Below are 12,199 nucleotides of genomic sequence, written 5' to 3'. Positions count from 1 at the left end.
GGGCGACGGGCAGGGCGGGGGACGGGGCGATGGGCGGATGGGCCTGCCCGGCGTGTTCCCCGCCGGGACGCCCGTAACCGGTCCCCGCGGGTGACCGGCGCGCGGCCCGCCCTCTGAGTACGCGTACTCATGTGCCCGGCGCGGCGCGGTGACGACAATCGGCTGATCGCAGGATTCGAGAGCGGAGACCCCGTGACGTCCCGTACGACCCCCGCGGGTGCGGTGCTGCTCGCCGCAGGACTGCTGGTCCTGGCCGCCTGCGGCACCAAGGTGCCGGGGAGCGCCGCGGCCCCGTCCCCGCTCCCGTCCCGCAGCCCGGCCCCGGACTACGCCGCCGAGGCGGCGGCCGCGGTGGCCCGCCACGACGCGCTCTTCCCCCAGGTGGCCGCGGCGTGCGCGGGGAAGGCGACCGTCCTCCCGAGCCGGTCGGCCGTGCCGGAGGGCCTGCCCACGGACCCCGAGGCGCGCAAGTACGCGGAGAACCACGGGTACAAGCAGCAGGGCACTCTCACGCCCGCGGCCCGGTGCCGGGGCGATGCGCACGCCGCCCGGATCAGGGCGGCGCTGGACGGCTCCGAGGGCAAGGGCGCACCGCGGACGGCGCAGGAGCTCAGCGCGCTGCTGGCCGGGATGGGTTACGCGCCGCAGGCCGGGGACGTGTACGGGTCGAGCGCGGGCGACGTCTCGTTCGTGCTGTCGATCCCGGAGAGCGGGCCGTGCGTGACGGGGCATCTGACCCCGCCGCTGAGCGTGCAGGCGCACGCCGTCTACGTGGAGGGCGGATGCCGCGAGCCCCGCGGTGGCCACTGACCCACGGGTCAGTGGCCACCGCGGGGCCGTCGACCCACCGCTCAGGGCTGCCAGGCCGTCAGGAAGGACTCCGGCGACCACGAGCCCGAGAGGTCGGGACCGAGCCACGTCGGGGCCGCCGCGCGGAAGTCCTCCGGGGACAGGGATCCCGAGGACTCGGGCACGACGCCCAGCAGCGGGAGCCCCGAGGACGACGGGAGGTCCGCCAGGTTGCAGCGGCAGGCCAGGTCCGGCTCCGCCGGCCAGCTGCCGATGACCACGCCGGGCGACGCCAGGCCGCGCGCCCGGAGGGCTTCCGCCGTCAGCGTCGTGGAGTTGAGGGTGCCGAGGGCCGGCGGGGTGACCACCAGGACGGGGGCGTCGAGCAGGCGGGCGGCGTCGGCCAGGGTGTGGCCGGCCTCGTCGAAGCGGACCAGCAGCCCGCCCGCCCCCTCCACCAGGACCAGGTCGTGGGAGCGCGACAGCTCGCGCGCCGCGTCCGCGATCTCGCGGGGGGAGAGCGTCGGCAGCCCGGCCCGGCGGGCCGCCGTGTCCGGGGCCAACGGTTCCGGATACCGCGCCAGTTCCCTCGCCGTGACCGAGGGGCCCGCGAGGCGGACCACCTCCGCCGCGTCGCCCGGAGCACCCGGTTCCATACCCGTCTGAGCCGGTTTCAGGACCGCCACCGAGCGGCCCGCCGCCACCGCGGAAGCCGCGACCGCCGCCGTGACCACCGTCTTGCCGATCTCCGTGCCCGTGCCCGAGACCATCAATACCGTCATGTCAGCCCTCCTGCGCGGCCGCGCACACCGCGCGGCAGATGCGGGCCACGTCGGCGTCGCCCGTGACGAACGGCGGCATCACGTAGATCAGGTCCCGGAAGGGGCGTATCCACACGCCCTCGCGGACCGCGGCCCGGGTCGCCGCGGCCACGTCGACCTCGTGCGTCAGCTGGACCACGCCGATCGCGCCCAGCACCCGTACGTCCCGCACGCCGGGCAGCTCCCGGGCCGGGGCCAGGCCCTGCGACAGACCCGCCTCGATGCGCTTGACCTCGCGCTGCCAGTCCTGTCCGAGGAGCAGGTCGATCGAGGCCAGAGCCACGGCCGTGGCGAGCGGGTTGCCCATGAAGGTCGGACCGTGGGCCAGGATCGGGACGGCGCCGCGGGAGATCCCGTTCGCCACCCGCTCCGTGCACAAGGTGGCGGCCAGCGTGAGGTAGCCGCCGGTCAGGGACTTGCCGAGGCACATCACGTCCGGAGTGATCCCGGCATGGTCCGCCGCGAACAGGGCGCCGGTGCGGCCGAAGCCCGTCGCGATCTCGTCCAGGACGAGCAGCACGTCGTACTCGTCGCACAGTTCGCGCAGCACCCGCAGGTATCCGGGGTGGTGGAAGCGCATGCCGCCCGCGCCCTGCACCACCGGTTCCACGATCACCGCGGCCAGCTCGTCCGCGTGCGCGGCGAGCAGGGAGCGCAGGTGGTCGGCGTACGCGGGGTCCACGGGCGCGTCGAACCCGCTCGGCGGGACGTCCGCGAAGAGCTGCTGCGGGAGGATCCCCGACCAGAGCTCGTGCATGCCGCCCTCGGGGTCGCAGACGCCCATCGGCGTCCAGGTGTCCCCGTGGTAGCCGCCGCGCCAGGTCAGCAGCCTGGTCTTGCCGGACCGGCCGGTGGAACGCCAGTACTGCAGGCACATCTTCACCGCGACCTCGACCGACACCGATCCCGAGTCGGCGAGGAAGACGTGCTCCAGACCGGGCGGGGTGATCTCGACCAGCCGGGTGGCGAGGCGGACGGCGGGCTCGTGGGTGAGCCCGCCGAACATCACGTGTGACATCCGGCCGAGTTGGTCGGTCACGGCCTCGTTCAGTGCCGGGTGGTTGTACCCGTGGATGGCCGACCACCAGGAGGACATGCCGTCGACCAGCTCGTCCTGCCCCTGCGAGGGCTCGGCCAGCCGCAGCCGGACGCCCGAGGCGGAGGAGATCACCAAGGGCTCCTGCCGCCCGGGCATCGGACCGTACGGGTGCCAGACGTGCTGCCGGTCCAGCGCGAGCAGCTCCGCGGCCGGCAGCGGGTGGTGCTGATCAGGCATTGGGGGCGAGGTCCGTTCCCGCGCCCCGGCGGCGGACCGCCACCAGGTCCGAGCGGACCTCGCCGGCCGGGGCCTGGGCCGGCTGGGGAACCGCGGCCGGCTCGGGTGCCGATGCCTGCGCCGCAACGGCCTCGTGCCCGTGCCCCGAGCAGCCGCCGCACGCCGAACCGCAGCCCGCCTCGGCCGCCGAGGAGCCGCACGGGCCCTGGGCCGCCGCGGACCGGGCCGCGGCGAGCGCGTCCGCGCGGTGCGCCGGCAGGGTCGTCGTACCGGCGCCCTCCACCTCGAAACCGGCGTCCGCGATCATGTCGAGGTCGGCCTGGCCGGCCTGGCCCTCACTGGTGAGGTAGTCGCCGAGGAAGATGGAGTTGGCGATGTTCAGCGCGAGCGGCTGCATCGAGCGCAGGTGCACCTCGCGGCCGCCGGCGATCCGGACCTCCACGTCGGGGCAGACGAACCGGACCATCGCCAGGATCCGCAGGCAGCGCTGCGGGGTGAGGTTCCACTCCTTGGCCAGCGGGGTGCCCTCGAAGGGGATGAGGAAGTTGACCGGCACCGAGTCCGAGTCCAGCTCGCGCAGCGAGTAGACGACGTCGACCAGGTCCTCGTCGCTCTCGCCCATGCCCGCGATCAGACCGGAGCAGGCCGACAGGCCCGCCGCGTGCGCCTTTTGCACCGTGTCGACACGGTCTGCGTAGGTGTGGGTCTTGGTGATCTGGCCGTATGTGGCCTCGGAGGTGTTGAGGTTGTGGTTGTAGGCATCGGCACCCGCGTCCTTCAGACGCTCGGCCTGGCCGTCCGACAGCAGACCGAGGCAGGCGCAGACCTCGACGCCCTCGTTCTGCTCCTTGATCGCCTCGATCGTCTTGCCGACGCGTTCCACGTCGCGGTCGGTCGGACCGCGCCCGCTCGCCACCAGGCACACGCGCTTGGCGCCGCCCGCGACACCGGCCGCGGCGGCCTGCGAGGCCTCGTCCGGTTTCAGCCACGTGTACTTGAGGATCTCCGCCTTCGATCCCAGGCGCTGGGAGCAGTAGGAGCAGTCCTCGGGGCAGAGGCCCGATTTCAGGTTGACCAGGTAGTTCAGCTTGACCCGACGCCCGAACCACTGGCGGCGCACCTTGCCGGCCGCGGCCACCACGTCGAGCAGTTCGTCGTCAGAGGTCGCCAGTACGGCGAGTGCCTCTTCGCGGGTCGGCAGCTCGCGCCGCAGCCCCTTGTCCACCAGGGTGTTCAGCAGGTCCATGACGCCGATCCTGGACTACACGAGCACTCCCGGCCAAGGAGAGATCGCACAACATGGCCGGAACGGAGTGTGTGGATCGCCACACCTGGCACTCAAGTGGCGGCCGTTAGGGTCAGGCAGGTCTGTGGACTGCCGACAAAAAACGAGGACCCGCCGATGAGCCAGCACAGCCCCGAACCCGATGACGTGTTCGCCTGGATCGACGACGCGGAGCGGGCCCGTGAGCAGGCCGGACTCGTCCGGACGCTGCGCCCCCGCCCGGCCTCCTCGCCGCTGCTGGACCTGGCGAGCAACGACTACCTCGGCCTGTCCCGCCACCCGGAGACCGTACGCGGCGCGCGCGAGGCGGCCGAGCGGTGGGGGGCGGGGGCCACTGGATCACGTCTGGTGACCGGTACGACCGAGCTTCATGCGGAGCTCGAGCGCGAGCTCGCGCGGTTCTGCGGATTCGAGGCCGCGCTCGTCCTGTCCTCCGGCTACGCCGCCAACCTGGCGGCCGTCACCGCGCTCAGCGACCGCGGCACCCTCGTCGTCTCCGACGCCGGCAACCACGCCTCGATCGTGGACGGCTGCCGGCTCTCGCGGGCCGCGGTCGAAGTGGTCCCGCACTCCGATCCGGAGGCCGCGCGCAAGACGCTCGCCACGCACGGGGGCCGGGCGCTGCTGGTCAGCGACTCGGTGTTCTCCGTGGACGGGGACGCCGCCCCGCTCGCCGCGTACGCCGCCGCCTGCCGGGAGCGGGGCGCGGCCCTGGTCGTGGACGACGCGCACGGGCTGGGCGTCCTGGGCGAGGGCGGCCGAGGGGCCCTGCACGCCGCCGGGCTCGCGGGCGCGCCCGGGGTGGTCGCCACCCTCACGCTCTCGAAGTCCCTCGGCAGCCAGGGCGGGGCCGTGCTCGGGCCGGCCAAGGTGATCCGGCACCTGGTCAACACGGCCCGGACCTTCATCTTCGACACGGGGCTGGCGCCGGCCGCCGCGGGTGCGGCGCTGGCGAGCCTGCGTCTGCTCCGGCGGGAGCCGCAGCGCGCCGCCCGGGCCCGCGAGGTGGCCGAGCGGCTGTACGGGCGGCTCACCGCGTCCGGCCTGACCGCGGCCCGGCCGGACGCGGCCGTGGTGTCGGTACGGGCCCCGTCGGCTTCGGCGGCACTGCGCTGGGCCGCCGACTGCCGCGGGGCGGGACTGTCCGTGGGGTGCTTCCGTCCGCCGTCGGTGCCGGACGGCATCTCCCGGCTGCGGCTGACCGCGCGGGCCGATCTCACGGGGGACGAGATCGACCGTGCCGTCGAGACGATCCTGAAGACCGCTCCCGCCGGTGCCACGGACCGCTAAGGGGCGTCCGCGAAGTCCGCGTCGGCCCGTACGGCTGCGAGGAAGCCGTCCCAGGCCGGCCCGGTGAAGAGCACGGCCGGGCCGTCCGTCCGCTTCGAGTCGCGGACGGCCAGCAGGCCGCCGCCACCGAGCGCGGCGGTTTCCACGCAGTTGTTCATTCCGGTGCTGCGGCTGCTCCGCCGCCACCGCGCGCTGATCAGAAGTCCGCTGGTGGAAAGGGGGGTTGCGGACACGGGGGTGCCTCCTTACGCGTCGTCAGCGAGTGAGCTGATGAGATCCGACGAGTCCTGGGGCGGTAGGGCGTGCGCCTGGATGGTGCGGAATGCGGCGCTGTACGCCTCTAGGTCTTCCTTCCGCTCCAGGTAGAGGCTACTCGTCAAATGGTCGAGTACCACCACATCCAGATCGGCGATGTTCGGAAATGAGAAAATTACGAACGGTCCTGTGAGGCCGAGATGACCCCCCACGCTGAACGGCAGTACCTGCAAGCGCACTTGAGGCAATCGGGCCACCTGCACCAGATGCCGCAGTTGCGCCGCCATCACCCCGGGTCCGCCGATCTGCCGCCGCAGCACCGCCTCGTCCAGTACCGCGCTCAGCTCCAGCGGCGGAGTCGCCCGCAGCACCGACTGCCGGGCCAGCCGCACGTCCACCAGCGCGTCCACCTTGGGTTCCGGCAGCCCGCCCAGTGCGGCCCGGGTCACCGCCCGCGCGTACTCCGGGGTCTGCAACAGGCCCGGCACCACCGAGAGTTCGACCGTACGGGCCGCCCGGGCGCTCGCCTCCAGGCTGATGAAGTCCCGGTACTCCTGGGGCAGGAGACCCCGGTAGTCGTGCCACCACTGGCGGCCGCGCCCGGCCTCGCCGCCGCCCGGCCCGGGTCCCGCCGCCGAGGCCGACAGGGCCTCCAGCAGGGCCCTCTGCTCGGGGCTGACCACCTTCGCGTACACGTCCAGGAGGAGGCGGATGTCCTCCGGTTTCACGCCACTGCGCCCGGTTTCGATGCGGCTGATTTTCGACTGGTGCCATCCCGCGATCCGGGCGGCCTCACCACTGGTGAGTCCGGTCCGGTCGCGCAGGGCGCGCAGTTCCTCGCCGAGCTTGCGCCGGCGCACCGCGGGACCGTGCTGCATACCCGCCTCCTTCCACCGGCACAGCTCGCACCAGTCTGCCGTCCAAATACGCTCTTCCGTAGCAGAGTTCACCGCATTGAGCGACAGATATATGCATATCTTGGGGGAACGGCCCCGCCGACGGGACGATGGGTGGCACTCTGGCGTCCAGCACAGATCCGGGGCGGTTCGCCCCGGTGGGAAAGGGACCGTCGCCATGGCAGACCACCAGGAAGCATCCGTCACTCTGCCGAGCGATCCCGCCTCGGTCGCCACCGCCCGTCGCTTCGTCGCGGAGGTGCTCGGCGAATGGGGACTGCCCGACGGGGCCGACACCGCCGACAGCGTACGGCTGATCGTCTCGGAGCTCGCCACCAACGCCGTCCAGCACACCTTCGGCCAGTCGCCCGTCTTCACCGTCGACGTCCGCCTGGAGCGCGGGGAGTGGCTGCGCGTCGGGGTGACCGACAGCCACCCGCGCTGGCCCCGGCGCCTGCCGGCCGCCGTCCAGCAGGACAACGGCCGGGGGATGGTCATCATCCGCTGGCTCACCGCCGAAGCGGGCGGCCGGCTCTCGGTCAACCCCACCGAGGCCGGCGGCAAGACCGTCTGGATCGCCCTCCCCTGGCCCGTCGGAGCACCGGCGAAGAGCGTCTCGGGCTGCTGAGCGACGGCGTCCGCGAGCACGCATCACCTCAGGTGTCCGTATACGGATCCGTGCCTGGGCGGCGTGGGAGTTGAACCGGGTGCTTCCCCGAAACGTGGGTTAACGCGGCGGAAAAGCGCGGCACCTAGCGTGGCGGGCATGACGTTCCGTCAAAGATCACCCATCCTTCGGCAAAGTGAGGGTGGTCGGGACGGAAAGCCTTCCCCTGCATTGGGACAAGAGACGCTTGGCTCGGATATCCGCAGGTCAACAAAGTGTTGAAGGCGGTTATGGTCGGCCCGGCGCGACGCTGATCTGGTCCCGGAAACTTGGTGATACGAGTGCAACTGACACCGCATGAGCAGGAACGACTGCTCATCCACGTGGCCGCGGACGTGGCCGAGAAGCGCAAGGCGCGCGGCGTCCTCCTCAACCACCCGGAGGCGGTCGCCCTGATCACCTCGCACATCCTCGAAGGGGCCCGCGACGGGCGGACCGTGGCCGAGCTCATGGCCTCGGGACGCACCGTGCTCGGGCGCGCCGACGTGATGGAGGGGATCCCCGAGATGATCCACGACGTCCAGGTCGAGGCGACCTTCCCGGACGGGACCAAGCTCGTCACCGTCCACGACCCGATCGTCTGAAGGGGAGAACCCGCATGATCCCCGGCGAAATCGTCCACGGGAACGACCCGGTACGCCTCAACGAGGGCCGGCCCGTCACCCGCCTCACCGTGCTCAACGCCGCCGACCGGCCCGTCCAGGTCGGCTCCCACTACCACTTCGCCGAGGCCAACCCCGGCCTCGACTTCGACCGCGGGGCCGCCCGCGGGCTGCGGCTCAACATCGCCGCCGGCACCGCCGTGCGCTTCGAGCCGGGCATCCCGGTCGCGGTGGAACTCGTACCGATCGGCGGGCTGCGCACCGTACCGGGCCTGCGCGGGGAGACCGGGGGGCCGCTCGATGGCTGAGCTCGACCGGCGCGCGTACGCCGACCTCTTCGGGCCGACCGCGGGCGACCGCGTCCGGCTCGCCGACACCGACCTCTTCGTCGAGATCGAGCAGGACCTCAGCGGCGGACCCGGACGCTCCGGCGACGAGGCCGTGTTCGGCGGCGGGAAGGTGATCCGCGAGTCGATGGGCCAGGCCCGCACCACGCGCGCCGAGGGCGCCCCCGACACCGTGATCACCGGGGTCGTCGTCCTCGACCACTGGGGCATCGTCAAGGCCGACGTCGGCATCCGCGACGGCCGCATCTGCGGCATCGGCAAGGCCGGCAACCCCGACACCATGGACGGGGTGGATCCCGCGCTCGTGATCGGCCCCGAGACCGAGATCATCTCGGGCAACGGGAAGATCGTCACGGCGGGTGCCATCGACGCCCACGTCCACTTCATCTCGCCGACCGTCATCGACGAGGCCCTCGCCTCCGGCATCACCACCCTCGTCGGCGGCGGCACCGGCCCCGCCGAGGGCAGCAAGGCCACCACCGTCACCCCCGGACCCTGGCACCTCGCCCGGATGTTCGCGGCCCTGGAGGCCTACCCCGTCAACATCGGTCTGCTGGGCAAGGGCAACACCATGTCCCGCGAGGCCATGCACTCGCAGCTGCGCGGCGGCGCCCTCGGGTTCAAGATCCACGAGGACTGGGGGGCCACCCCCGCCGTCATCGACGCCTGCCTCGGCGTCTGCGACGAGACCGGCGCCCAGGTGGCCATCCACACCGACACCCTCAACGAGGCCGGATTCGTCGGCGACACCCTCGCCGCCATCGCCGGGCGGACGATCCACTCGTACCACACCGAGGGCGCGGGCGGCGGGCACGCGCCCGACATCATCACCGTGGTCTCCGAGCCGAACATCCTGCCCAGTTCCACCAACCCGACCCGGCCGCACACCGTCAACACCATCGAGGAACACCTCGACATGCTGATGGTCTGCCACCACCTCAACCCGGCCGTCCCCGAGGACCTGGCCTTCGCCGAGTCCCGGATCCGGCCCTCGACCATCGCCGCCGAGGACGTCCTGCACGACCTCGGCGCGATCTCCATCATCTCCTCCGACTCCCAGGCCATGGGCCGTGTCGGCGAGGTCGTGATGCGCACCTGGCAGACCGCCCACGTGATGAAGAAGCGGCGCGGCTTCCTGCCCGGCGACGGACCGGCCGACAACCACCGCGCCCGCCGCTACGTCGCCAAGTACACGATCAACCCCGCCGTGGCCCAGGGACTCGCGCGGGAGATCGGCTCCGTGGAGACCGGCAAGCTCGCCGACCTCGTGCTCTGGACGCCCGCCTTCTTCGGGGTCAAGCCCGAACTGGTCATCAAGGGCGGCCAGATCGCCTACGCGCAGATGGGCGACGCCAACGCCTCCATCCCGACCCCGCAGCCGGTACTGCCCCGCCCGATGTTCGGCAGCCACGGCCGGGCCCCCGGGCTGAACTCGCTCAACTTCACCGCGCAGGCCGCCCTCGACGACGCGCTGCCCGAACGGCTCGGACTCGGGAAGCAGTTCGTCGCCATCGAGAGCACCCGCAAGGTGGCCAAGACGGACATGCGCAACAACGAGGCGATGCCGCGGGTCGAGGTCGACGCCGACACCTTCACCGTCACCATCGACGGCGAGGTGGTGGAGCCCGCGCCGGCCGCGGAACTGCCCATGGCTCAGAGATACTTCCTCTTCTGACATGGGACCGCAACCGACGGGCGCCGCCCCATGAGCCTCGCCGCCCTGCTCGTCCTCGCCGACGGACGGTTCCCCGCCGGGGGACACGCCCACTCCGGCGGGGCCGAGGCCGCCTGCAAGGCCGGCCGCATCCACGACGCCGCCACCCTGGAGGAGTTCTGCCGCGGCCGGCTCCACACCGCCGGCCTCACCGCCGCGGCACTCGCCGCCGCCGCAGCCCTCGGCCTCGACCCGGCGGTCCTCGACGCCGCGGCCGACGCCCGTACGCCCTCGCCGGCGCTGCGCACCGCGGCCCGGCGGCTGGGCCGCCAGCTGCTGCGCGCCGCCCGGGCCACCTGGCCCACCGCCGAACTCGACGCGCTCGCCGCGGCCTTTCCGCGGGGCGCCCACCAGCCGGTGGTGCTCGGGCTGACCGCCCGGGCGGCCGGGCTCGGGCCCCTGGACGCCGCGCACGTCGCGGCGTACGAGAGCGTGAGCGGACCGGCGACGGCGACGGTACGCCTCCTCGGCCTGGACCCCTTCCAGGCGAGCGGGGTCCTGGCCCGCCTCGCCCCCGAACTCGACTCCGTCTCCGCGCGGGCCGCGCGGGCCGCGGACCGGGCCCGCCGGGAAGGCCCGGACGCCCTGCCCGCGGCCTCCTCACCGCTGCTCGACATCGCGGCGCAGGCCCATGCCGACTGGCCGGTACGGCTGTTCGCCTCCTGACCGGTCCTTCCCCCACCCTTTACGACCACCTCCACGACCGGAGACCCCCATGCACCTCGACCACGGCGTGACCTATCCCCAGCGCCACACCCACAGCGCCGAGCCGGTACGGGCGGACGGCTCCCGCCGCGCCCTGCGCATCGGGCTCGGCGGACCCGTCGGCTCCGGCAAGACCGCCACCGTCGCCGCGCTCTGCCGCGCCCTGCGCGCCGAGCTGTCCATGGCCGTCGTCACCAACGACATCTACACCCGCGAGGACGCCGAGTTCCTGCTCCGCGAGGCGGTCCTGCCGCCCGAGCGGATCAGCGCGGTGGAGACCGGCGCCTGCCCGCACACCGCCATCCGCGACGACATCTCCGCGAACCTGGAGGCGGTGGAGGAGCTGGAGGAGACCGTCGGTCCGCTCGACCTGATCCTCGTCGAGTCCGGCGGCGACAACCTCACCGCCACCTTCTCCCGCGGGCTCGTCGACGCCCAGATCTTCGTCATCGACGTGGCGGGCGGCGACGACATCCCGCGCAAGGGCGGCCCCGGGGTCACCACCGCCGACCTGCTCGTCGTCAACAAGACCGACCTCGCCCCTTACGTGGGCTCCGACCTCGACCGGATGGCCCGCGACGCGGCCGCGCAGCGCGGCGAACTCCCGGTCGCCTTCCAGTCGCTGCGCGGCGAGCAGGGCGTGGCCCCGGTGGCCGCGTGGGTGCGCGAGCGGATCGCCGCCTGGGCCGCACGGTGAGCCTTACGGTGGCCGGCGCGCCTCCCGTCGCCCTGCGGACCCCGGCTCCGCCCGGCCCGGTCCCGCCGGCCCCGCCCGAGCCCGCCACGACGCCGGCCGGGGTCCGGGCCACCGCCCGGATCGCCGCGGTCGCCGACGGCCGCGGCGCAACCGCCCTGCCCCTGCTGGCCGGGGAAGGACCGCTCGCGCTGCGCCGCACCCGGGGCACGGGTGCCGAGGCCGGGGTCATGCTGGTCGGCGCGATGAGCGCCCCGCTCGGCGGGGACCACCTCACGGTGGAGGCCTCCGCCGGGCCCGGGGCCCGGCTCGCCCTGGCCTCCGCGGCCGCCACCCTCGCGCTGCCCGGCCGCGGTGGCGAGCCCGCGCGGTACGACGTACGGCTGACCCTGGCCGAGGACTCGGCGGTGCGGTGGATGCCGGAGCCGCTGGTCTCGGTGCGCGGCAGTGACCTGCGGGTGCGCACCCGCGCCGAACTCGCCCCGACGGCCCGGCTGCTGCTGCGCGAGGAGCAGGTGCTGGGCCGGTCGGGGGAGGAGCCGGGCCTGCTGCGCAGCCGGCTCACCGTGACCCGGGGCGGGATCCCGCTGCTGGACCAAGAGCTGGCCTGCGGGCCGGGGGCGCCCGGCGGCTGGGACGGCCCGGCGGGGCTGGCGGGTCACCGGACGCTCGGTCAGCTCCTGGTCGTGGACCCGGCGTTCACCGCGTCGCCGCCGACCGCCGCCGTGCTCGGGGAGTTCGCGGCCGTCACTCCGCTGGCGGGTCCCGCGGTCCTCGTGACGGCGCTGGCACCGGACGCCTTGCGGCTGCGCGAGGTACTCGACGCGGCGTGTCGCACGTATGGCTGGTAACAGCTGA

The 12,199-nt window shown here is 73.5% G+C and carries 14 protein-coding genes; 9 read left to right on the top strand and 5 right to left on the bottom strand.

What is annotated here, in order from left to right; all coding sequences use genetic code 11:
* Positions 1 to 192 precede the first annotated feature (192 nt).
* Positions 193 to 810, top strand: coding sequence for a hypothetical protein (locus tag ACS04_RS13610; protein WP_048476840.1), 618 nt, complete (start codon positions 193 to 195; stop codon positions 808 to 810).
* A gap of 41 nt (positions 811 to 851) precedes the next feature.
* Here ACS04_RS13610 and bioD read toward each other — a convergent pair whose 3' ends face one another.
* From bioD to bioB, 3 genes are read right to left on the bottom strand one after another with little or no spacing between them, the layout of a single operon-like run.
* Positions 852 to 1,571, bottom strand: a complete 720-nt coding sequence (gene bioD / locus ACS04_RS13605; RefSeq protein ID WP_048476839.1) for a dethiobiotin synthase — start codon at positions 1,569 to 1,571, stop codon at positions 852 to 854.
* Position 1,572: 1 nt separating this feature from the next.
* Entirely contained in the window at positions 1,573 to 2,886 is a 1,314-nt protein-coding gene (locus tag ACS04_RS13600; protein WP_048476838.1) for an adenosylmethionine--8-amino-7-oxononanoate transaminase, read from the bottom strand.
* Complete coding sequence (gene bioB / locus ACS04_RS13595) at positions 2,879 to 4,132, bottom strand: biotin synthase BioB (protein ID WP_048476837.1); 1,254 nt, start codon at positions 4,130 to 4,132, stop codon at positions 2,879 to 2,881. The genes ACS04_RS13600 and bioB overlap by 8 nt, the downstream gene beginning before the upstream one ends.
* Before the next feature lie 156 nt (positions 4,133 to 4,288).
* Here bioB and ACS04_RS13590 point away from each other — a divergent pair, with 156 nt between their 5' ends.
* Positions 4,289 to 5,461: an 8-amino-7-oxononanoate synthase gene (locus tag ACS04_RS13590; protein ID WP_048476836.1), complete on the top strand. Its 1,173-nt coding sequence runs from the start codon at positions 4,289 to 4,291 to the stop codon at positions 5,459 to 5,461.
* Here the strand turns inward: ACS04_RS13590 and ACS04_RS13585 are convergent.
* Positions 5,458 to 5,694 carry a DUF397 domain-containing protein gene (locus ACS04_RS13585; RefSeq protein WP_048476835.1) on the bottom strand — a complete coding sequence of 79 codons (237 nt, stop codon included), beginning with the start codon at positions 5,692 to 5,694 and terminating at the stop codon, positions 5,458 to 5,460. The genes ACS04_RS13590 and ACS04_RS13585 overlap by 4 nt on opposite strands.
* Before the next feature lie 12 nt (positions 5,695 to 5,706).
* Positions 5,707 to 6,594, bottom strand: a complete 888-nt coding sequence (locus ACS04_RS13580) for a helix-turn-helix domain-containing protein (RefSeq protein ID WP_048476834.1) — start codon at positions 6,592 to 6,594, stop codon at positions 5,707 to 5,709.
* Positions 6,595 to 6,790: 196 nt separating this feature from the next.
* Here ACS04_RS13580 and ACS04_RS13575 point away from each other — a divergent pair, with 196 nt between their 5' ends.
* The 7 genes from ACS04_RS13575 (at position 6,791) to ACS04_RS13545 (ending at position 12,192) form a co-directional block, all read left to right on the top strand.
* Positions 6,791 to 7,240 carry an ATP-binding protein gene (locus ACS04_RS13575; protein WP_048476833.1) on the top strand — a complete coding sequence of 150 codons (450 nt, stop codon included), beginning with the start codon at positions 6,791 to 6,793 and terminating at the stop codon, positions 7,238 to 7,240.
* Positions 7,241 to 7,560: 320 nt separating this feature from the next.
* Positions 7,561 to 7,863 (top strand): urease subunit gamma, encoded by a 303-nt coding sequence (locus tag ACS04_RS13570; RefSeq protein WP_048476832.1) that lies wholly within the window; start codon positions 7,561 to 7,563, stop codon positions 7,861 to 7,863.
* A 14-nt stretch (positions 7,864 to 7,877) separates the two neighbouring features.
* The gene (locus ACS04_RS13565) at positions 7,878 to 8,189 is read left to right on the top strand and encodes an urease subunit beta (protein WP_048476831.1); all 312 of its coding nucleotides are present in this window, start codon (positions 7,878 to 7,880) and stop codon (positions 8,187 to 8,189) included.
* On the top strand, positions 8,182 to 9,903 hold the full coding sequence (locus tag ACS04_RS13560) for an urease subunit alpha (protein ID WP_048476830.1): 1,722 nt from the start codon (positions 8,182 to 8,184) through the stop codon (positions 9,901 to 9,903). Before ACS04_RS13565 ends, ACS04_RS13560 begins: the two co-directional genes overlap by 8 nt.
* Positions 9,904 to 9,933: 30 nt before the next feature.
* A complete protein-coding gene (locus ACS04_RS13555; protein ID WP_048476829.1) occupies positions 9,934 to 10,608 on the top strand; it encodes an urease accessory protein UreF in 675 nt (224 codons plus the stop codon).
* Between the two features lie 49 nt (positions 10,609 to 10,657).
* Complete coding sequence (gene ureG, locus ACS04_RS13550; RefSeq protein ID WP_048476828.1) at positions 10,658 to 11,344, top strand: urease accessory protein UreG; 687 nt, start codon at positions 10,658 to 10,660, stop codon at positions 11,342 to 11,344.
* A gap of 32 nt (positions 11,345 to 11,376) precedes the next feature.
* Positions 11,377 to 12,192 (top strand): urease accessory protein UreD, encoded by an 816-nt coding sequence (locus tag ACS04_RS13545; protein WP_078864741.1) that lies wholly within the window; start codon positions 11,377 to 11,379, stop codon positions 12,190 to 12,192.
* Positions 12,193 to 12,199 lie beyond the last annotated feature (7 nt).

The sequence above is a fragment of the Streptomyces roseus genome (assembly GCF_001044425.1).
GTDB lineage: Bacteria > Actinomycetota > Actinomycetes > Streptomycetales > Streptomycetaceae > Streptomyces > Streptomyces roseus.
This window is presented reverse-complemented; position numbering and strand designations above follow the sequence as displayed.